Consider the following 23,712-nt stretch of genomic DNA (forward strand, 5'->3'; position numbering starts at 1 on the left):
CTAAAGTATGAAGCTTGTAATTACATACCAAATTTTTTGTTGAATTTATCAATTCTACCTTTAGCAGATGCTGCTCTTTGTTTACCTGTGTAGAATGGATGACATTTTGAGCATACCTCTACATTGATAGATTCTTTTGTTGAACGAGTTTCAATAACTGTTCCACATCCGTTACATACAACTGTTACTGCTTCGTATTTTGGTTGGATTTCTTTATTCATTACCTTCACCTCTTTCATGACACTTTTCTATGTTAATTTTAACTCTAGCAATTTTGTGACAACGTCAGTATTATAACATGTCTTAATCGCTATTGCAAGTACATAGCATAAATTAATTATTACCACCTGTGTTTTTTCTTATTTTTTCTACAAATTCTTTATTGGTAGGATAAACAAGCATGGTGTTAATAAGATTTTCCATGATTTCTGAAGTATTATTACGACTTAAGTCTTTTCTAATACTATATGCAGCACTAGCTTCACTTGGTGATAACAATAAATCATCACGTCTAGTACCTGATTTATAAATATCAATAGCTGGATAAATTCTCTTCTCAGATAAAGAACGATCAAGTACAAGTTCCATATTTCCTGTTCCTTTAAACTCTTCAAAAATTACATCATCCATCTTACTTCCTGTATCCACAAGGGCTGTCCCTAAAATCGTCAAACTACCACCATTTTCAATTTTTCTAGCGGCACCAAAGAATTTCTTTGGCATATGAAGTGCTGCTGGATCAAGCCCACCTGATAAAGTTCTTCCACTTGGTGGAATCGTTAAGTTATATGCTCTTGCCATACGTGTAATGCTATCTAATAAAATTACAAGATCTTTTCCTTGTTCTACCATACGCTTTGCACGTTCAAGTACCATCTCCACCACTTGTTTGTGATGTTCTGGTGGCTCGTCAAATGTAGAGGCAATAACTTCTACATCTTTTCCATTAATCGAACGACGAATATCTGTTACTTCTTCTGGTCTTTCATCTATAAGAAGTACAATCAGCGATACGTCTGGATGATTAAAGGTAATGGCATTTGCAATTTGTTTTAAGAGAATCGTTTTACCTGCTTTAGGCGGTGCTACAATTAATCCTCTTTGACCTTTTCCAATAGGCGCAATTAAATCAATGATTCGTGTCGAAAGTACATCTTTTTCATACTCAAGGTGAAGTTTTTCTGTAGGAAATACAGGCGTTAATGTTTCAAAATTAGGACGATATTTGGCCTTTTCTGGTCGGTCCCCATTTACTTTATGTACATAAAGTAGGGCACCTGCCTTTTCTCCTTCTTTTGGTCTACGCATATCTCCTTCTATCCAGTCACCTGTTTTTAAATTGAAACGGCGTATTTGTGAGATAGAAAGATAGATATCATTTTCACCTCTCATAAAGTTTTGAGAACGTAAGAAACCATAGCCATCGGCCATAATCTCTAAAATGCCTGCACCAGTCATACGATCGCTGCGCGAATCATCTTCTACCTGGATGTCTACCTCTTCATTTTCTTCTTTTGAAGTGGCTACTGGTACTACTTTTTCTTCATCAAAGTTTTTTTGTGCGCCTTGTGTCTGCATCTCTTTTGATTGCTCTTGTGCTGACACTTCTTCTACCAAGCAGGAGTTATTATTATCTTGTAGACTAGCTATTAACTCACTTTTACGCATTTTATTTATATTTTTCATGCCTAGCGCCTTAGCTCTTTGCTTTAGTTCTGCTAAAGTCAACCTGTCTAAATCATTCATTCGTTAATAACTCCTTTAAATAACTTAATTTTTTACTCTACAAATAAAAATAACAAGGCGTACCTTGTTATCCTGATTACAAAGTAAGACACGCGTTAAGTTTCACGTGTCTTATCTTCACATAGTTTAACATACTTTCCATTCACATTTCAAGCCATGTTTACAAAAAGAACATCTACCTAACAAATTTTAAAATATTTATCTTCTATTTCAGTCCCGCTCACAGGATGACCCCAGAAAAACCCTTGTCCCATTTCACATCCTAATGCACTCATGATATAAAGCTGCTCTTCATTTTCAATACCTTCTGCAATAGTCTTTAAGTTGAGCGTCTTAGCAATAGAAATAATTGCTTCTACAAGAGACCTATCTTGCATATTTTTCCCAATTTCTCTAATAAAAGAGATATCTATTTTAAGATGATCAAACATAAACTTTTTAAGATAACCAATAGACGCATATCCCGTGCCAAAATCATCAATGGCGATTGCAAAACCATACTCTTTAAGTTCATCAATTATAATTTGCGCACTTCTCACATCTTCCATTACAGCTGACTCTGTAATCTCTAATACAATATATTTAGGAGGGACTTCATAGTGCTCTAAAACCTGTTTAATCTGCTGTGCTAAATTAATATTTTTAAATTGGACTGCTGATAAATTAACAGAAACAGGAACTACCTTATAACCATGGTCTATCCAATACCTAATCTGCTCGCAAACTATTTCTAGCACTCTCATACTTACCTTATCAATCAAATTCATTCTTTCTAAAGTACTAATAAATGTTCCTGGCCCCATAAGTTCGCCACTTTTTTTTCTTCTTCTTAAGAGTGCTTCCATCCCTACAATGCCTTCACTCCCTAATTCTATAAAAGGTTGATAATAGACAATAAATTCATCATTTTCTACTGCCTCTAGCATTTCTAATTCCACTTGCAGGGTACTTACTGCCTCTTCCCTTATTGCATTGCTATAAAATATGTAGGGCTTATGTCGTTTCTCCTTTTTGGCTTTAGCAAGTGCAATCTGTGCCATTTCTATAATTTCCTCAGATATTGCCCCATTTTCAGGATAAGTAACACACCCACCTCTATAGGAAGCTGATATATAAATGCCATGTACTACAATTGGTTCTTCCATAATATATTGCATTTTATCAAGGAAGTTTCTAACAACCACTTCTTTGGACATTGCCTTATGAATGATTGCAAAAACACTATCACTATACCTAAAGATTTCTTGATTGCAATTTAACTGTGTTTTTATACGGTTGCTAATCTCTTTAATAATATAATCTCTCACTCTTACACCATATAAATTATTAATTTGCCCCATTTTCTTAATATCTAAAAGCGTTACCGTAAATGTCTCTTCCTTCTTTTGAGCCCATTTAATAGCTCTGCCTAAACTCTCTAAAAATATTTTTTCATTAGGTAAATGTGTTAACTTATCAAAATAATTAATATGATAAATTTCTTCTTGTAATTTCGTTGTGCTTGTTATATCTTTTGAAATACAGGTGTAATACATCACATCATTAAGCCCATAAATAGGACTTACCGTATTCATCAAATAAATGCGCCTATTATCCACTACAATGCGACTGCTTATAAATTCTATGCGCTCCCCTTGACGAATAGTCTTTTGAACCTTTTCTAGCACTTCATCATCCGACAAATCCATTCCTACAAACATACACATATCTTTTCCTAATATGTCTATATCATTTTGGCTGCACATTTTATAAACCATTTCATTAGCATATATAATTTTTCCATAGGCGTCACCAATAATAAGCCACTCTTCTAAACTACTCACTATTTTCCCCAGTAAGTCATTTAACGTCGGCTGATCAATTTCGCATACACCCTCCATACATTTCCCTCCTCATTTTCTTCCTGCCTTTCCCCAAACACTATAATGATGACATTTTATAAAATTAGAATTTTTTAACTATTTAAATTATATCATATTATTTTATATTCTGTCATTATAGATTTCATATCTCTCACTTTTAGTTATTCATTTTTCTTTGTTAAAGTTGGTTCATTAAAAGACACAATAAAACCTGCTAATGCGATTTTCATTAGCAGGTTTTTGTCTTTAATGATTAAATGCCTCTAATTTTGCACTAACCTTTTGCTTTACTTCTGCCACTTCAGCACCAGTTATAATCTCTATACCTTCCCAAATATTCCTGATGGTATAAATATGAAACCTTCCCGCCTTGACAGCTTCTATAACTTCTTCGCTTAGCATTAGGTCTTGTTTATTCTGGTAAGGAATCATAACTCCCTCATCACCTTTTAATCCTTTCATACTGCAAACCTTATAGAAACCTTCAATCTTTTCATTGACCCCGCCAATTGGCTGTATTTCACCAAATTGGTTTACAGAGCCCGTCGTTGCAATATTTTGCTTAATAGGGATTTCTGATAAACTTGATAAAATGCCATAAAGTTCTGCACTCGAAGCACTATCACCATCAATCTGACCATAGCTTTGTTCAAAGCAGATATTGCAACTTAAAGAAAGCGGCATCTTTTGTGCAAACTCATAACCTAAAAAGCCTGTAATAATATGAATACCTTTTGTATGAATTGCACCGCTTAGTTCAGCAGCCTTTTCAATATCCACAATGCCTTGTTTTCCTTTATAGGTAGTTACAGTAATCTTAACAGGTCTACCAAACATATAATCATCGATGGTATATACCGCTAGACCATTTACTTGACCTATCTTTTCTCCTGCTGTCTGAATCAGCATAATTTCCTGTACAATATGATTATCTATTTCCCGTTCAAGCTTTTGATAAAATCTTTTTCTCCGATTAATCGTTTTTTGAATAGCTTCTGCATCAATTGGTACCTTACCATAAATGCTTGCTTCTCTTACAACATCTGTAAATCGCTCAATATTAGCTGGTAATTTCTTGACATCCCCCACACGCCTAATGCCATATTCCACAAGTTTTATTAAGCCGTCAATCGTAACATCAGGTAAACCTTCTTCCTTGCACAAATGAGCAATATGACTTGCCAATGCTTCTATATTCGCTTTAGTATTTTCTATTTCATCCTCAAAAATCACCTTTATCTTAAAGAGTTTCTTGAAATCCTCATCGTGGGCTGCTAATACTTCATAAAGTTCTCTGCTCCCCATTAAAATAACTTTAATATCAGCCTTTATGGGTTGTGGTTTCATACTATTTGTAAGTGCTATACCTGCCTCTTCAGCATCATTTATATGAATATATCCTGTTTTTAAAAGCTGCTTAATAGCTAGCCAACTATTCGGACTTTCTAAAAGACGCTGCATATGAAGTAATAAATATCCCCCATTTGCCTTATGAAAAATGCCTGGACGAATATGCGTGAAATCTGTATGCATTGTATTTAACTCTGCATCTAACAAAATCTTTCCTGTTAAACAAATTTCACCTAAACTACTATCGTCTATGACTGGTGCACCTGTATCAGGCGTGTGGGCAACAAGTAAATTGACACGGTACTTGTTGGCCATCTTTTGCAACTGATTGCCACCTGCCCAAGGAAATATATCTTTAAGTTTATTATCTTCTTCTTTTTCTCCTTCGAAAAGTTCCAGATGTTCCAGTATATCTTCTGCAATATCATTAAAATATCTACGCAAAAAAGTATAGCTTATATACTTTTCCTTTAAGGTTTTAATCATACTGCCTACATAATCTAATACAACTTCTTCCTCTAAGTCACGTAAATATTCTGCACACTTCTTTTCTTCTGCTTCTATTCTTTCTGTCAATTGATCTGCATATGCATATAATTCAGCTAACTTCTCTTCAACTTGCTTCTTTTGCACTTTCGTAAGTGCATTATATTCTTCTTTTGAATAAATTTCTCCATTTGAATTAAGTGGTGCAAAACCTAGTGTACCTCCTGTATTTTTCACAAGAATATCCATACTTTCAGCTTTTTCACTAAGGTCCATAATGAGCTGCTCTTTTAATTTATCCAACTCATCTACTATATTTTGCTTCCTTTGATTGACATCTTGACTTTGGAGTAGTAGGGGTAGTTCCGTTAATATACACTGTATAAACTCTGTCATATCGGCTTCAAACACCTTACCTTCTCCAGCTTTTAATGAAATACACCGTGGTGCTTCTGGATTTTTAAAATTATATATATAACAAATATCTTCTGGCGTTTGTCTTGTCTGGGCTTTTTGCTGTATTAAGTTTTTTATTGTTTGATCTCTTTCTTTATTACTTTCTCCTACAATATAAACATTATAGCCTTCAGCCTGAATTAACATGCCTAGTTCAAGTGCTTCAATGGCACTATCTTGCCCAATTATCCCTTCGCTTCCACTATGCTCTAATATTGTGGTAAAGGAAAAATCAGAAGGTTGATATGAAGTTTTAAGCTCTTGAAAGTTTAGCTCTTTTAATGTGTTCATATAATTCCCCCCTTAATACTACTATATTCTAGAAGGCCTTTATTATTTCTTGAAAAACGACATTTTTTTATATTTTTTTATAATTTTTTCAAGATAGCAAAAAACGACCGAAATATTTTCAGTCGTTTTTTTCTTATGTATTAGTTATTCCAATATGCTCTTGGTATAAATCCGATTAAAATAGGTGCTGCTGAACCATTTGGCAACATGTATTCAAATGTCCTTGTTTCACCTGCTTTAATAATTCCTAAAACTGCTGCTTTAGAAGTATCTGCAGTAAATGAGCCTGATTCTGGAATGTTATATACTTTAGAGGAATCGCCATCCCACTTGATAGCCCCTCTAAAATTAGTAGCTCTTGGATTTAAAATCACACCTGTATCTACTGTTGCCGTTACAGTCACACGGTATGTCACCCCAAAGTTTCCACGATTTTGAACAACGGCGCCTGTGATTGCATCATGTCCATTTACCCACTCTTCTGTTCCTGTACCAATAAGTAATTTCGTTGGTTCATTGCCATTTAAATTAAGCTTATATGTAATTTCCGTTGTATCAAATGTACCTCTTGGATGTACATCCTGTTGTAAAAGTTCCATACCTACCATATCATTAACAGTTACCCCATGTTTGACAACTGCTGATGTGAAAGTAACCTCACCTGTTGTTTCAATATCCATAAGTCCAGAAATACATTGTCCATATGTCCATTTACTTGCCTTTGAATCATAAATGAATTTACGTTCTCCTGGCTCTAATGTATAAACTTCTTTTTCACTTCCCACCAAGTAATCATATAACACCTTTTGACCTATACGTAATACATCTGTAGCCGGTCCTTTAACCGATTTATTAGTTACAATAACTTTTACTGGCTTAGTCGATGTATTTTCTGCTACAAGTACAAGGCGTCTATTATCTCCTGAGAAACCATTTGGATCATATCCATTTAAATGGTGTAATAAGATTCTACCCTTTCCATTAATCACATCACGATATAAAAGGCCATCTCTAGAAACTACCTCTGGTGAATCACTCATAATCATTGTTCCTGCTACACTGCCCCTTTGGCTAATAAAAGCATCTGCATAATCACGATAATTAATCTTTTCGAAGTTATCAATGACTTCTCCTATCGTTCCTTCTGTGAAACGGTACATAAGTTCACTTTTTAATACCTGACTCGTAATATGTACTGTTGTTTCAAACTTCTCACTACGATTGCCTGCCGCATCATCAATTTCTAGTGTTACAATGTAATCACCTTCTGTAAACATTGCTTTAGGCTTTCCTAAAATTGCTTTATTCACTGGATCTTCCGCATGACGATAAGTCCATTTTTCATTTACAATCTCTTCCCAGCTCTCATTATCATAAGAATAAGTTAATTTTATATTTTCCCCTTGTGCATAGCTTGTTTTAAGTGGTTCTAAAAAAGTAATAACTGGTGCCTTATTAGGCTCTATTGTAATTTCTCTTTCATACCACTCACTCCATAGGCCTCTTTTATCTTTTACCTGTAATGCTATCGTATAAATACCTACTTTAGGTGTCTTAAAAATATTTTTAATATCATGGGCTGTGGCATTCATATCACCCGATACCTTCCAATTATGTTCTACAATTTTATCACCCTCTGGGTCAGTGCTTTCTTCATAAATATTAACGACTTGACCTTCTGTATAGGTTGATTGACCAAAGTAAAAGTATGCGTTTGGCGGTGTATTGGGTCTATCATCTTTACCTGTTAGTGTAATTTGTTTTGTCTTACTATCATAAACCGTTTCAATACCAAAATTCTCACTTATAAAACGTACAGGCAACATTGTTGTCCCATTTTTCACAAAAGGTGCAGCTTCTAAAACCGTCGTTACACCATCAACTTTTGCCACATTACTTCCTATGGTTACAATAATTTCTTTACTACCCTTTGTAACTGTTACAGTTTGTGTTTCTTGATTCCAATCCACTTGTGCACCTACTATTTCATCTACTACAAATCGTAGTGGTAAAAATGTACGGTCATTTACTACGGTAGGTGGATTTAAAAGTTGTTCTTTGCTACCGTTTACAACAGCAACTTTCGAATTTAAGGTTAGCACTACTTGCGTTGTTGTCCCTGTTATCACGCTGCTCTCTGTACTAGTTATATTCTCTTCTTCTAAGATACTATCTAATGCTTCTTTTGTATCTTCTCTACCGCCTTCCACCGTTTCACTTGTAACTTCTTCACTCACTTCCACTGTTTCACTTATAACTTCTTCTTTACTTTCTTCTTGTTCAACTACTTGTTGGCCTTCTATCACCTGAAGATCTTCGGCAAACGTATAGGAACTACTAAAAGCAATTGTACTAAGTAGTAATATACTAGTTACTTTTCTTTTCATAGTTTACTCCTTTTTACTTAAAGCGCCTATTATTATACACACTTTTTACTTTTTTTAACTTTTTCAACCGAATTATTATAACATATTCAAGGTCTTAGACCTTTCTTATTCATATTCTGTTTTCAAATTGTAATCTTCCTGTAATAAACTTAAGGAGGTGCACTATAAATTCTAGAACTCATGCTCCAAAATTTATAGTGCACCTCCTTAAATCTTTTCATTATGAATTCTTACCTATTCTCCAGTGCCATAATAATAGCATCCTCTGTGGGCTTTTGGTAATAATTTTTTCGAACAGCTATTTTATGGAAGCCATTTTTCTCATAAAGCTTTTGTGCCACTTCATTGCTACTTCTTACTTCTAGCGTTAATCTTTCAAATTCTTCCGCTTTACTATAGTCCACTAAACTTTTTACAATAAGATGGCCATATCCCTTACCGCGATAATCACTATCTACAGCAATATTAGTAATCTCACCTTCTCCTAATATGCCCCATAAGCCACCGTAACCTATAATCTTTTCTTCACACTCTAAAACAATGTAATACGCAAGCTGGTTTTCTATTTCTTTCTTTAAAGAATCTAATGACCAAGGGATACTAAAACTGCGACATTCTAAATCATATACGCCTTCAATATCTTCCTGTGTCATTCTTCTAACAGTTACCATTACCTTGTTCCTTTGCTAGGCGCTCTTCACGTTCTCTTTCAGCTTGTGATTTACGAAGATAAATAGGTACAAATGTATCTGCATCGCAAGCTTCTCCTCTTTCATAAGCCTTGCATGCTGCTTCTGCTAAAGTGCCAGCACGTTGAAGATTTAAGAAACCTGGTGCAAATAACGCCTTTTCTCCTAACTTAGCTATAACTTTTTCACGATAAATCTCTACACCATCACCAAGGAATAGGATGTCTTCATTTCTATTTGCAAGCATTTCTAAGTGTTCATCCATGTCACATGCCAAATGGTCTGTTAAACGCATAAGTTCACTGCCTTCCCATTTGTAAACAGCTGTATACACTTGATTTCTACGTGCATCCATAATTGGACATATCGTTGCTGTAGTATGTGTCATATTATGTGCTAAAGCATCTAACGTCGGAATCCCTACAACAGGTATGTTTAAAGCTAATGCCAACGCCTTAGCCGTAGTTACACCAATACGAAGACCTGTAAATGATCCTGGCCCACTTGTTACAGCTATTGCATCTAATTTCTCTAAATCTATCCCTATTAAATCTCTCATATGCTCTAACATAGGCATAATTGTTTCAGAATGCGTTAACTTATGACAAATATAATATTCACCTGCTAACTTTCCATCTCTAATATATGCTACACTTCCAGCAATCCCAGAAGCATCAATTGCTAATATGTTCATTTTTCCACCTACTTTATAGTTATTTTACGATAGTCAAAACCTTTTTCTAAATCTTTCTCAATATAAATCCATTTAGCTTCTTCAGGAATAACATCTTCTACATTATTTGCCCACTCTATAAGACAAACACCTTGCCCATAGAAATAATCTTCATAACCAATCATCTCAAGTTCATCTGGATCTTCAATACGGTACATATCAAAATGATAAAGTGGTTTTTCACCTTCATATTCCTGTACAATTGTAAAAGTTGGACTTGTAATAGGCTCTGTAATGCCAAGACCTTCTGCAAATCCTTTAGAAAATACAGTTTTCCCTACACCTAAATCACCTATTAAACAATAAATATCCCCTTTTAAACTATTCTTTGCTATTTCATATCCGATCTCAAAGGTTTCCTTTTCATTAGTCGTTTCATAAACGGTCATTATTAATTATCCTCTCTCATACATCATTACTTTTTCATTCTAATACGCACTTTATAAAGTTGCAACTCTTTCCTTTTAAATATTGACAGCATTCTATAAATTATACACTGTCTGCTTTTAAAAAGAAAGACAAGGCCTACTACGAAGCTATCCCTCCTGCTCCGTAATATGCCTTGTCTTTAAATGCTTTAAAGTACTTAAGCTCTACTTATTCTTAAATGTTTAAGTGCTGGTTCTATTGCCTTTACAAAAATTGTACTTACAATTGAAACAAGCACACCTTTTATTAAGTTAAATGGCGCGATTACATATAGTAAAAATGTCCATTTGTCTACAATGTTTGGATTAATAGCTGCACCCATTCCTATACATGCTTCTTCACCATAAAGTGGCATTGTAATGAGGGCATTTGTGATCATCCCCGCACCCATCATAAGAATAACACTGATTACACTACCTATAATAATATTTTTGATACTAGCATTTTTTCTAGTCATAAATGCAATAGGAACAATATAAGCAATTCCTACGATTACATTGGCAATTTCACCTACACCACCAGTGCTTGAGTTAAATAATGCAAGTAGGTTCTTGATGATTACAACAATGACCCCTCCTAGTGGATGAATAACAAGTGTTGCAATAACCGCTGGCACATCACCAAAATCTATCTTTAAGAAGCTTGGAAAAATAGGCAATGGAATCTCAAAGGTTCTCATAAGTACAATTGCTAATGCACCTAAAATCCCGATTTTCACCATATTAGCTGTTGTAAGTAATTTTTTATCTTTCATAATCTGAATCCTCCCTTAAACTTATGATTTCCTAAACCATAATAAATAAAACAACTACTATCTTTTATTCAATCAAAAAAAGCAACCTATTCTTTCAACAGGTTGCTTGTAATGGTCTAAGTTTAAAAAGAAATGTATTTCTTGAAAAATACTTTCTCCGAATTCATCTTATACATTCTAGCTCTTCTACCATCCAGACTTTACTGTCGGTTTTGGAATTTCACCAAATCAGTGCATTACCTATGTAATGCAGTCGCGGACTATCACCGCCGGTCGGGAATTTCACCCTGCCCTGAAGAATTAAATTGCTTTATTTGATTTGCCTAGATTATACGCCAATCTCAATATTTTTTCAAGTACTTTAATCTATTTTTTATTATTAATTTTATTCTATACTTCTATTTAGCGTTTTTCATACTTAAAGATATTTTATTTTTCTCTACATCTACAGATAAAATACTAACATCCACAATATCGCCTACTTTAACCACTTCTAACGGATGCTTAATAAACTTATTACTCATTTGTGATAGGTGTACAAGTCCATCTTGATGTACACCAATATCTACAAAGGCACCAAAGTCCACAATATTTCTAACTGTACCCTTAAGCTTCATGCCTTCTTTTAAGTCTTTAATCTCTAACACTTCACTGTGTAAGATAGGTTGTGGCATATCTTCACGAGGGTCTCTACCTGGTTTCTCTAACTCTTTAATAATATCTTCTAGTGTTGCTACCCCTGTTTCTAACTTTTGAGCTAAAGCTTCAATATCTGTAATTTTACTGCATAAACCATGTAATTGCCCTTTTCCTAAATCAGCTTCACTAAGGCCTAACTCTTTAAGTAGCGCCTTAGCAATATGATAGGATTCTGGATGTATACCTGTGCTGTCTAAGAAATTATCCCCATCAAGAATTCGTAAGAACCCTGCACATTGCTCAAATACTTTTGGCCCTAATCCTTTCACCTTTTTAATCATTGTACGATTTTTAAAACTACCTACCTCTTCACGATAAGCAATAATATTTTGAGACACAGTCTTTTTAATTCCTGCTACATATTGTAGTAAGGAAGCTGAAGCTGTATTAATATCTACACCCACCTCATTTACTGCACCTTCTACAACACCGCTTAAAGACTCTTCCAAACGTTTTTGATTCATATCATGTTGATATTGTCCTACTCCAATTGCCTTAGGTTCAATTTTTACAAGTTCAGCAAGGGGATCTTGAAGGCGTCTTGCAATTGAAACTGCACTTCTTACCCCTACATCATCATTTGGAAACTCCTCTGTACCCAATTTAGAGGCTGAATAAACAGAAGCCCCTGCTTCATTGACAATAACATAATGCAGTTTCTTATCAATTTCTTTTAACATATCTGCTACGAATTTTTCCGTTTCACGAGAAGCTGTCCCATTTCCTATCGAAAGTAAATCTACATCATATTTTTCAATAAGTGCTTTAAGCACTTCTTTAGACTCTTCAATTTTATTTTGTGGTGGTGTTGGGAAAACTACCGTTTTATCAAGTTTCTTGCCCGTTTCATCTACAACTGCAATCTTACAGCCTGTACGATATGCTGGATCAATTCCCATGACAGTATGTCCTTTGATAGGTGCTTGCATTAAAAGCTGATAAAGATTTTTCTTAAAGACTTCAAGTGCACCCTCTTGTGCTTTTTCAGTGAGTTCATTACGAATATCACGTTCAACAGCTGGTGCAATAAGTCTCTTATAAGCATCTTGAAGCATTTCTTGTAATAAAACGCTTGTTGTACTTTCTTTTTGAATAACATTACGTTCTAAATAAGCAGCAATCTCTTCTATGGGTGCTTCAATTTTAACCCCTAAAGCCTTTTCATTTTCTCCACGATTAATGGCTAAAATACGATGGCCTGGTATAGAACTTACTTTTTCACTATAGTCATAGTACATTTCAAAAACTGTTTTTTCTTTTTCATCTTTAGCCTTTGTAACGATTAGTCCTTTATTAAAGGTCAGCTTTCTAATATAACCTCTATACTTCGCATCATCTGAAATCTCTTCTGCTAATATGTCTTTTGCCCCATCAATTGCTGCTTGAAGAGTAGCTACACCCTTTTCTTCATTTACAAACTGCATAGCGCGCTCTTCTATGTTATTTGCCCTTTGCTCCTTAATTATTGCTGCTAGTGGCTCTAATCCTCTTTCCTTGGCAATAGTCGCACGCGTACGTTTTTTAGGACGATAAGGCATATATAAATCTTCAACTTCTGTAGCTGTCGCTGCTGACCAAATAGCTGCTTTTAATTCTTCTGTAAGTTTACCCTGTTCTTCAATACTTTTGATAACTTGCTCCTTACGAGCCATTAAATTTTGCAGATAAGTATAACGTTCCCCAAATTGACGTAATACCTCATCATTTAAACCGCCTGTGAGTTCCTTTCTATATCTTGCAATAAAAGGAATAGTATTTCCTTCATCAATCAGCTTAATTGTATTTTCTACTTGTCCCTTTTTAATACCTAATTCCTGTTGTAAAATCTGTACAATATCCATGGTATTCTCCTTATCTACTTGATTTATAATTCCTTATTTTAGCATATTTAATACTTTTATTATAGATTTCACATTTATAAAATTTAGTTATTCACAGTTTTTAGTCATGTGAAATCATTGAGAGAAACCTATTTACCTACATGTATATTTCAAGGTTTTAGTTGGTTTCTCTATAGATTTCACATTTATAAATTTTAGTTATTCATGATTTTTAGTCATGTGAAATCATCGGAAGAAACCTATTTACCTACATGTATATTTCAAGGTTTTACTTGGTTTCTCTATCCCACTTCTACCTTTTTAAGTTATATGATAACAACTTCTAATCTGATCCTTTAAATACCCAATATTATCTTCTAAAAAAACGGGTTCTTCATCTGATTCTATCATGCCTATAAAATTAATGCGGAGGCATCCACTTGCTTCATGTATAACTTCTGCCTCATGTAATGCTAAAATACGTCTTATAAATTCTAACGCCAGTATATCGCCCACTTGCTCCGTCTTACATTTTGCCACATCATTATTATGTTCTGAAATAAACTGACATATATCTGTTGCATAAATTCTTATACTAAGTTGCCTATTAATGGTACTATAGTACATATCTATATAAATATCTTTTCGCCCGTGATTAAGCATCATTCCTATAATATACATACCTGCTTTTTGTAGCAAGTCAATATCCATCTTTAAATTAACCTCTTCTTCATTTGTATTGAAGATAAGGTTTGCATCCTCATACTCTGTCGCAAAAGCATCTATTATATTTTCCATGCCTTCAACAGCATTATATACCTCAAATTTCGGTTTCAAATAGCCTCCCCTAAGCTTATTTATATCAATCATACTTGTAATAAGCTTCATCGCTTCATTACATTGATAACGAATATTTTGAAGTTCCTTCACGGCACTCTTATCTAATTTATCATCTAATCTTAGTATTTGTGTTGCACTTTGAATCACATTAATTGGTGTTTTTAGTTCATGAGATAAGTTGACAATTGTATCCCTGTCTTGATTATTACTATAAAGTTTTTCCTTTGTACTTCTAACGTTTTCTACTAACTGATTCCATGTCAGTTCTAAGCAATTATAATATATACTTATCCCCAAAAAGTACATTGTTATAACGCGAATATCCATAAGAATCCAACGCATATATATGGCGCCTGGCGCTTCTCTATGTAAAGATTGATAAATACCCAAAGCATAATATATACACCTTGCTATAAAATAAGCATTTAAATATATGTACCCCTTTTTAGATAACTTCCAACTATAATCTCTCGTCAGCTTCATTCCAATAAAATTAGAGAAGAATAATAAGCCTGCGATTATAATCATGAGTATTTCATATACACCTATGCCACAGTAATGATACACCTTCTTACTAATTAAAGTAGAAACAAAAAAACTCACTGCAACAAATACTACTATTCTTTCCTTTTCTACTTGCTTTCCAACATACTTAATAATAAACGGTATGCAGAAGAGTTCTAATAAATTGCATTCAAATAGTACCATAATATAAGTAATAGGTGCTATATGATTCGTCATATTCATTAATAACCCTAATAACATATTAATACTCTGAAAGTTAAGCATTGTAGCTATCATGCGATATGCTGTATACTCTGCTACATTAACCCCCTTATACAATACTACATGCATACAAGACATCATAATACTTGCAATAATCATAAGCATGATATATAAAAACTGATGAATTTCATTAATCTCCAAAATTTTAGCAATAGCATAAAGTGTGCCTATTACCCCTACTAGAACTATTATATCTCTCTTTATGTTATTAACCACGTTTTTCTCCCCTTTATCTCTTTAGGTCTGCAAACTCCACTTCAATTTTGCGCTTAAGTGTCGCCTTAGATCTTATATCCAACTGTCTATTTTTCTGCCCCTGATAAATAGGTAAATTTAAGCTCACCAATGTTCCTTGATTTTCTTTACTACAAATATTAATTTTCCCTTGATGTGCCTCTATAATATTTTTGACTATAGCAAGTCCTAACCCACTACCTTCTTGCGTCCTTGCAAAGCCAGTTTCAACACGCTCAAAGCGTTCAAATATATTTTTTAATTTTTCTTCTGGGATTCCTATACCCGTATCCTCTACACATATATAGGCACGTTCTTGTTTTTCATTAATGTAAATGCTAATTTTTCCATTAGGTTTACTATACTTAATAGCATTGGAAATAAGATTTAAAAGCACCCTCTCTATATCATCAGCATCTACATAACAATAAATAGGCTTACTGGTCTGCTTAATTTCAATCTGTAACCCCCTGCTTTCAACATAAGGTAAAATAGACTCTACAAGTACTTCTATGAGCTGATTCATATTTGTCGACTTATAGTGATGTGCCACATTTCCAATATCCATTCGGCCCAAATCTAATATATTATTGCTAAGTTTCATCAGCCTCATACAATTTTTCTTTATTTTCTCTAAATGTGCTAAACTTCTCGTGCCACAATTTCGTTCCATTTTCTTTTTTAACAGTGTGGCTTCATGATTAATTGTATTTACATACTGTTTCAAAGCATAAGAAGCAAATACTAAATTATGCTTTTCCAGCTCTTCTTTTTCTAATTCACTTTGTGTATTATTGAGGCAATTTCCTGCCGGCCCCCAAAACTGCTTTTTTATTGTCGCATAAATAAATTCATAAATATAAATATAATGTATCGTATCAATAATATGTAGCACTAACATCCATGTACTATTAAATTCCATTTTTGCACTAATTGCCCCCAGTAAGTACATCCCCTTAAAGACCATTGCTACTTCTATCTTCTCAAAATCCACCTCATAAACCTGGTGCTTATAGCACCTATACCTTGCTAAAACGATAAGTGCAATTACCATAAGATATATTATTTTATATGAACTCTCTATTTTAAAATAAAATAGAGAATCTCCCTTTATGACAAATCCAAACCCAATCAATGATATGGCCCCTAATATGCCCATCCATACTTTTATCCGCTGCTTCTGATTCACCATATTTAATACAATACATATATATATACCTTCTAATACCTGCATTAATAAACGATTCTTATAATAATTAATTGAAATCGGTTCCCCTCGATTAGCCCCTATATATACGTATATATTTAATACTGCTAAAAAGCCCATTAAAAAATACCCATATGCGAGCAAAATTACAGGATTATCTTCTTCATAATTAATATTAATCATCGTCATCATAAATCCTGCAACGCCTAAAATCACATTTATAAATTGACATATTAATATACTTATAGATTTTATATTATGCTCTATTAATGACGGGTTATTTAAAATAATACATCCCAACAAAGCACTTATTACTACCCCATGTCTAAAAACCTGTCTATTCAATTTTATTACCCCATTCTAATTTTATATGCGTCTTTATATTATCATATATTTTATTTTTTTTCAAATATTAACTATAATTCAACAAAAAAGCAACCTATAAGTTTTGTCACCTTTAGGTTGCTTCTTATTGCTAATTAATAACGTAATTCTTCATTAATCCAAACTCTTGCCCCTTCATTGTCAGCTTGAATCATTTGGACTTGCCATTTATTCTCTAGACCTTCTAGAAAACTTACCATTTCTTTTCTAAAAGCAACTACATTTTTTACAACAGCCATAAGTGTTGGTCCTGCCCCACTTAAAAATGTCCCCTTTGCACCATACTCACGTGCCTGTTCTAAAATTTCATTCATATGTGGAATAAGTTTTGCACGATATGGTTCATGCAATCGATCTTGCATAGCAAGCTCTAGATTATCCATATCACCTGTCAACATAGAAGCTGTTAAAAGTGCTGCTCTAGATGCATTAAATACCGCATCTTTTAATGGTACAGTTTGAGGCAATACCCCACGCGCAAGTTCTGTAGATAATGTAAAATCTGGAATCATCACTGCAAAGTGTAAATTTTCTGCCACATGTACCTTTACATATTTCATATCATCTGAGTTCATTGCCCCTATTGTCATTCCACCAAGTAAAGCTGGTGTCGTATTATCCGGATGTCCTTCTAACTGCGCTGCCATCTGTACAAGTTCTTCTTTAGAAAAGAAGCTTTGACTCATAGCATTGGCAATATGTAATCCTGCAACAATACATGCCGCACTGCTCCCAAGACCTCTTGTATGTGGAATGCTATCTTGTTGAATAATTCTAAGACCTGGTACTGGCTGATTGATATTTTTATAAAAAGCACAGATTGTTTTATAAATAAGATTTGTCTCATCCGTTGGAATATCTGGATTACCATCTTGAATAATAATCTCTAATCCTTCTTTGATTTCTTCTGCATAAACAATATTGTATATGCCAAGTGCCATCCCAATACTATCAAACCCCGGTCCCATATTAGCTGTCGTTGCCGGTACTTTTACTTTAATCATTTGTTTCACTCCTGTCTTCTGCAATGAGTTGTCATTATTGACTTCTCCTATTAACGTCAAATTTAAGTTGCATTTTCCTAATCAGCAAAAGGAGGTGAGGAACCTTGTCCTTCACCTCCGACTCGCCTCAAACTATTAAAATGAATCTTCTAATAAAATTAGTCTTCTAATTTGAAAATATCATGAATAGCATTCATCGCTTTATTCATATCTTTTTTATCAATTAAAATTGAAATTTTGATTTCTGAAGTTGAAATCATATGTATATTGATATTTGAGTCATACATTGCTTCAAACATCTTAGAAGCAACACCTGTATTGGATACCATCCCAGCACCTACAACAGAAACTTTTGCTAAGTTTTCATTGTAATCTACTTCTGCTACCCCCCAACGCTCTTTGTTATCTTCAATAACATGTTTTGCATCTTCTAAACTTGTTTCTGGCACTGTGAACGAAATATCTTTTGTTTTGTCACGACCAATTGATTGTAAAATAATATCTACATTAATTCCTTTTTTTGCAAGTGTTGCAAATATATCAAACGCCTTTCCTGGTGTGTCTTTAAGACCAATTAATGAGATACGTGCAATTTCGTCATCTCCAGCTACACCACTTACTAACATTCTTTCCATCTTACAAGCCTCCTTAACGACTGTTCCTTCTGCTTTTGTTAAACTTGAACGAACAACTAATTCTACATTATATTTTTTTGCCATTTCCACTGAACGATTGTGTAATACTTTTGCACCTAATGAAGCAAGCTCCAACATTTCATCATAAGAAATTTCATTAAGCTTTCTTGCATTTTTTACAACCCTTGGGTCTGCTGTATAAACACCATCTACATCAGTATAAATTTCACATTTATCTGCATGAAGTGCTGCTGCAATCGCTACAGCCGTTGTATCAGAACCGCCTCTACCGAGGGTAGTTACATCATCAAAACGATTGATTCCTTGGAATCCTGTTACAATAACAATGTTTCTACGGTCTAATTCTCTTCTTAAACGTTCAGGTTTTACACGTTTAAATCTTGCATTCCCATAAGCAGATGTGGTTGACATGCCTACTTGATGTGCATTTAAAGAAATACATGGATAGCCTAGTTCTTTAAGTGCCATCGCCATAAGCGCAACAGATTGTTGTTCTCCTGTTGATAGAAGCATATCAAGTTCTCTTTTTTCAGGGTTTTTACTAATTTCTTTAGCTTTTGCAATGAGATCATCAGTTGTATCCCCTTGTGCAGAAAGAACAACTACAACGTCATTCCCTGCTTTGTAAGTCTCTCCAATTCTGTTTGCTACATTAAAAACTCTTTCCACATTAGCCACAGAACTACCGCCAAATTTTTGTACGATTAACACGTTAGCTTCCTCCTTAATTGATGAACCAAGTGGTTTATCTTTAATATCTATTTTCCCAACCTATCCATTTATAAACTTATAGCAAATATAAGTTTATAAATGGATAGGTTAAATAAAAATGTACATAAACAAAGTTATTTCTTCTTTAGTGCGTCATTAAATTATTGCATGAGCTTAGTATGTACATTATTAGTTACACTTTCTACCTCAGTAGATGCCAGCCCTTATTTTTCTATGCGAATCTTACTTAATACATTTGTATCTTGAAGGATTTCCATCTTTTCTGCAAAGATTCCTTCTGTATAATATCCTGTAATAAAGGCATACTCACCTGGCATTGCTTCAATCACTTCAGCATCTTTAAAGTTTTCTTTTACCTTATTTATAACTTCTTCATTATCTTTAACTCTTACAAAATATCTAACTCTTACATCACTTTGATCTTTGAGTTCAATTTTCTTACGGCTCCAGAATGAAATAATGTTAGTTCCCTTATGTTTAGCCGCATCTACAATATCTGCAACAACAGCACTAGCTGTAGGCAACTTACCTGCACCTCGGCCATAGAACATCACATCGCCAATCACATTACCATTTACGAAAATTGCATTAAATACATCATTTACCATTGCAAGTGGGTGATTTTTTGAGATAAGCATTGGAGAAACACGTGCAAAGACTGCATCATCTTGTTTTTTACAAGTTGCAAGTAATTTAATGACATAACCCATTTTTTCTGCATAAGCCATATCTTCTGCTGTGATTTTTGTAATGCCTTCTGTAGGAATTTCTTCGAAACTGACATGCTCTCCTAAAGCAAGTGATGCTAAAATTGCTATTTTGCGACATGCATCATAACCTTCTACATCAGCTGCAGGATTTTTTTCTGCATAACCTAATGCTTGTGCTTCTTTTAAAACATCTTCAAAGCTACGTCCTTCATTTTTCATCTTTGTTAAAATGAAATTTGTTGTCCCATTTAAAATACCTGTGATTTCACAAATCTCATCAGCAGTTAAACATTGATTAAGTGGTCTAATAATAGGAATGCCACCACCTACGCTTGCTTCAAATAAGAAGTTTACATTGTTTTTTCTTGCGAGTTCTAAAAGTTCTGCACCATGAAGTGCTACTAACTCCTTATTAGAAGTTACATAACTTTTACCACTTGTAAGACATGTTTTTGCAAATGTATAAGCAGGTTCTACACCGCCCATAGCTTCTGCCACAATCTCAACTTCATCATCTTCTGCAATTTGCTTAAAATCATGAACGATAAGATCATTTACTGGATCTCCGGGAAATTCTCTTAGGTCAAGAACATATTTAATCTCAATAGGTACTCCTGCCTTCTTATCAATACTTTCTTTATTGGCACCTATAACTTCTACAACCCCACTACCAACTGTGCCATAACCCAATAATGCAACTTTCATTTTACACCCTCCATTTTCCTATTTTTACCTCGTACTAGCTACTCCCTAGCTAAAATCTTAATCTCCTGTACGCCACTTAAAGCCCCAAGTCTTGTAATAAGGTCTTCAATTGGCATAACCATATGAGATGTCTCCATACAAAGGTTAATAATTGCAATGCCGTTAATCGGCATCATTTGATTGATGGTGAGGACATTGCCTCCTGCCTGAGCAATTCCATTAAGCACATCTGATAATCTTCCTGTCTCATCTTGTAAGCTAATGAGCATAGTAATTGCTTTTCCTTTTTCCTTGTCATAGAAAGGAAAAATGGCATCTCTATACTTATAAAAAGAGCTGCGGCTAATTCCAATCTGTTCCGTAGCTTCTTGTACAGTAAGCATTTTATTTTTTTCAAGTATTTCTTTAACCGCCACTACCTTTAAAAATACATCAGGTAGGACATGTTGACTTATTACATAGTAAGGATACTTTTGTTCCATTATATTCTCCTTGTTCGTTTCTGGTGAACATTTGTTTATTTGTTACATACTATATCATAGTCATTTTGGATTTTCAAGTCAACTTTTTATTATTTCATTGTTTTGTATAATTTTTTATAAATTTTAAACTTTTATTAACTATTTTTTATTATATTTTCATACACTATTTATTGTACTTTTTGGTAGTCACAGTAGTTTTGCGTCTCATACTGCAGCAAAAAAATAGGACAATTTGGCTTTTATAAAGCTAAACTGTCCTATTTTTCATTAATTAAGACCTTGCATATAGTAACTTAAAATGCAGTCATAAACTACTTGTGCAAAACGATTTGGGTAATCAGCAGCAGTTAAAATTTCATAATCTGTAGGATTGCTGATAAATCCTGCTTCGATTAAAACGGCAGGGTCATTTGTTTCTCTAATCACCTTTAAATCCCCATGTTTCGCCTTACGATTCGTCATATTAAATTCATTAACCAATGCCTCTTGTACCATATTAGCAAAAATTTGACCTCTGCTATCTGAAGATGCATAGTAATATGTTTCAATACCATTTGGCGAGATGTTAGAATATGAATTAATATGTATACTAATATATAAATCAGGTACGATTTCATTGGCTAAATTAACACGCATATCTAATGTAGGATATTGTTTGCCGACTATTCCATCCCCTTCTGTAGCATATAAGTCTACCGCTCTTGTAGCATATACTTTTATATTATCATTTCCCTCTAATAAGGTGCATAAGGCATTCCCGTAAGCTAGCGTTAAGTCTTTTTCATTTACCCCATTTGCGCTTGTCCCATTATCACTGCCACCATGTCCTGCATCAATTACAACAATCTTATCATACTTTTCTCTTGGTTTCATAAATTGAATCATCAATTGACCATTTTGCTGACTTAGTGTTGTAGCGCACACTGTATTGGTCTCAATAGCTATTTGTATGCCAGTGCCTGTCTTTGTAACAGTCACCCCCTTTAAATAACCTAAATGACCTTGCCAACTACTTTCTGTAATATCTAATGGTTTATTGATATGCAATACTATTTTACGCTTTGTGTAAATATCTTCAACTTCTACATCACTTACAGCGATATCTTCTGCTATAGCCATAGTCTGTGTCACATTATCATATGTAAGTATCGGAAATACCTTGCTTAAACTATCCCATTGTGTGTCTATAACTTCCTCACTTATGTTATCCTCTGGCAATTCTTCTATGCCAATGTCTTGCCCACCTTCAGGTGTATTATCATTCGTTCCTCCCTGATTGATTACACTATTTTTTTCTGTAATATAAACAGCTCTTTCAACACCTAGCCAGTCCACATGAAATCCTAATGTTTCACTAATAAAGCGAATGGGCACCATTACTTTATCATTGATTACTTTTGGGGCCATATCCATCACTTTTATCTCACCATTTACCCAAGCTTCATGACTATCTAGCTCTAAGACAATTAATGAATTCTGGTCTTCTATATATACCTTTCGTTCTTCACTTCGCCACTGTACTGTAGCACCCATAGCATTAAAAACTTCCCGTGTAGGCACCAATACATAGCCATCTATTTGTACTGGTGGCATAATAGATGATTCCACCACTTCATTATTTACATATAATGCTATAGGTTCCTTATCATAAATATGGGCTGTTCCATCATATTTTAATGTCATCGCTGCACCATAAGTCGTCATACGGGACGTACATATTAAACCTATGAGTACAGTTAAATTTTTTAGCTTTAATCTCATTTTTGCTCTCCTTCTTATTCGCCTATTCATTATAGACTTCACCACTATAAACTTTAGCTAATTATTATATTCTGATGGTATAAATCTATAGAGAAATCAACTATACAGTTAAAATATACATATTACAAATTGCTTCCTCTTAATGATTTCACATTATTGGCACATCATTAATAGCCAAATCTTATAAATATGAAATCTATATTATCAGTATAACAAATAATATTTAAAATAATATATTCTTACGATTTTTGTCATATTAATGTAAACAAAACTTAATTATATCTATTTTGTCAATTTTAAAGTGTAAATCTCTGCTTTTTTAATGCAAATTTAATCATTATTTATACCCGTATACTGCTTTTTCGTAACTTTTCACCATTTTTCTAAATAGTTTTAATAAAAGAATTTATACAGTTTGCATTGAAATAACTGCCAAAATTTAATATCATATATAAGATGTATCAAGGAATTCTCTACTTAGGAAATTTCGTACATATAAAAACTTAACG

General features: G+C 33.8%; 17 protein-coding genes and 1 riboswitch. All 17 genes read right to left on the reverse strand.

Annotated elements, in window-relative coordinates:
• Positions 1–20: 20 nt before the first annotated feature.
• The 17 genes from rpmE to AC1VAQ_RS00660 all read right to left on the reverse strand — a co-directional run bounded on the left by rpmE (position 21) and on the right by AC1VAQ_RS00660 (position 23,203).
• Positions 21–221 carry a 50S ribosomal protein L31 gene (gene rpmE, locus AC1VAQ_RS00580; RefSeq protein ID WP_054743502.1) on the reverse strand — a complete coding sequence of 67 codons (201 nt, stop codon included), beginning with the start codon at positions 219–221 and terminating at the stop codon, positions 21–23.
• 112 nt (positions 222–333) lie between these two features.
• Entirely contained in the window at positions 334–1,746 is a 1,413-nt protein-coding gene (gene rho / locus AC1VAQ_RS00585; RefSeq protein ID WP_302596939.1) for a transcription termination factor Rho, read from the reverse strand.
• Positions 1,747–1,925: 179 nt separating this feature from the next.
• Positions 1,926–3,626 (reverse strand): putative bifunctional diguanylate cyclase/phosphodiesterase, encoded by a 1,701-nt coding sequence (locus tag AC1VAQ_RS00590; protein ID WP_479903367.1) that lies wholly within the window; start codon positions 3,624–3,626, stop codon positions 1,926–1,928.
• Positions 3,627–3,854: 228 nt separating this feature from the next.
• Positions 3,855–6,191 (reverse strand): AAA family ATPase, encoded by a 2,337-nt coding sequence (locus AC1VAQ_RS00595; protein WP_479903368.1) that lies wholly within the window; start codon positions 6,189–6,191, stop codon positions 3,855–3,857.
• A gap of 140 nt (positions 6,192–6,331) precedes the next feature.
• Positions 6,332–8,578: a copper amine oxidase N-terminal domain-containing protein gene (locus AC1VAQ_RS00600; RefSeq protein WP_479903369.1), complete on the reverse strand. Its 2,247-nt coding sequence runs from the start codon at positions 8,576–8,578 to the stop codon at positions 6,332–6,334.
• A 230-nt stretch (positions 8,579–8,808) separates the two neighbouring features.
• Entirely contained in the window at positions 8,809–9,249 is a 441-nt protein-coding gene (gene rimI / locus AC1VAQ_RS00605; RefSeq protein ID WP_302596943.1) for a ribosomal protein S18-alanine N-acetyltransferase, read from the reverse strand.
• Entirely contained in the window at positions 9,236–9,961 is a 726-nt protein-coding gene (gene tsaB / locus AC1VAQ_RS00610; protein ID WP_302596944.1) for a tRNA (adenosine(37)-N6)-threonylcarbamoyltransferase complex dimerization subunit type 1 TsaB, read from the reverse strand. The genes rimI and tsaB overlap by 14 nt, the downstream gene beginning before the upstream one ends.
• Before the next feature lie 8 nt (positions 9,962–9,969).
• Complete coding sequence (gene tsaE / locus AC1VAQ_RS00615) at positions 9,970–10,389, reverse strand: tRNA (adenosine(37)-N6)-threonylcarbamoyltransferase complex ATPase subunit type 1 TsaE (protein WP_302596945.1); 420 nt, start codon at positions 10,387–10,389, stop codon at positions 9,970–9,972.
• A gap of 197 nt (positions 10,390–10,586) precedes the next feature.
• Complete coding sequence (locus AC1VAQ_RS00620) at positions 10,587–11,183, reverse strand: ECF transporter S component (RefSeq protein WP_479903370.1); 597 nt, start codon at positions 11,181–11,183, stop codon at positions 10,587–10,589.
• A gap of 177 nt (positions 11,184–11,360) precedes the next feature.
• A riboswitch (FMN riboswitch) is annotated at positions 11,361–11,487 on the reverse strand.
• A gap of 94 nt (positions 11,488–11,581) precedes the next feature.
• Positions 11,582–13,723 (reverse strand): Tex family protein, encoded by a 2,142-nt coding sequence (locus AC1VAQ_RS00625; protein WP_479903371.1) that lies wholly within the window; start codon positions 13,721–13,723, stop codon positions 11,582–11,584.
• A gap of 300 nt (positions 13,724–14,023) precedes the next feature.
• Positions 14,024–15,544 carry a sensor histidine kinase gene (locus AC1VAQ_RS00630; RefSeq protein ID WP_479903372.1) on the reverse strand — a complete coding sequence of 507 codons (1,521 nt, stop codon included), beginning with the start codon at positions 15,542–15,544 and terminating at the stop codon, positions 14,024–14,026.
• Between the two features lie 13 nt (positions 15,545–15,557).
• On the reverse strand, positions 15,558–17,114 hold the full coding sequence (locus tag AC1VAQ_RS00635) for an ATP-binding protein (RefSeq protein WP_302596949.1): 1,557 nt from the start codon (positions 17,112–17,114) through the stop codon (positions 15,558–15,560).
• Between the two features lie 134 nt (positions 17,115–17,248).
• Positions 17,249–18,157 (reverse strand): homoserine kinase, encoded by a 909-nt coding sequence (gene thrB, locus AC1VAQ_RS00640; RefSeq protein ID WP_302596950.1) that lies wholly within the window; start codon positions 18,155–18,157, stop codon positions 17,249–17,251.
• Between the two features lie 158 nt (positions 18,158–18,315).
• The gene (locus AC1VAQ_RS00645; RefSeq protein ID WP_302596952.1) at positions 18,316–19,524 is read right to left on the reverse strand and encodes an aspartate kinase; all 1,209 of its coding nucleotides are present in this window, start codon (positions 19,522–19,524) and stop codon (positions 18,316–18,318) included.
• 224 nt (positions 19,525–19,748) lie between these two features.
• Positions 19,749–20,960 carry a homoserine dehydrogenase gene (locus AC1VAQ_RS00650; RefSeq protein WP_302597746.1) on the reverse strand — a complete coding sequence of 404 codons (1,212 nt, stop codon included), beginning with the start codon at positions 20,958–20,960 and terminating at the stop codon, positions 19,749–19,751.
• A 38-nt stretch (positions 20,961–20,998) separates the two neighbouring features.
• Complete coding sequence (locus AC1VAQ_RS00655; protein ID WP_302597744.1) at positions 20,999–21,442, reverse strand: ACT domain-containing protein; 444 nt, start codon at positions 21,440–21,442, stop codon at positions 20,999–21,001.
• Positions 21,443–21,709: 267 nt separating this feature from the next.
• Complete coding sequence (locus tag AC1VAQ_RS00660; protein WP_479903373.1) at positions 21,710–23,203, reverse strand: N-acetylmuramoyl-L-alanine amidase; 1,494 nt, start codon at positions 23,201–23,203, stop codon at positions 21,710–21,712.
• Positions 23,204–23,712 lie beyond the last annotated feature (509 nt).

It is taken from the genome of Cellulosilyticum sp., assembly GCF_982396655.1.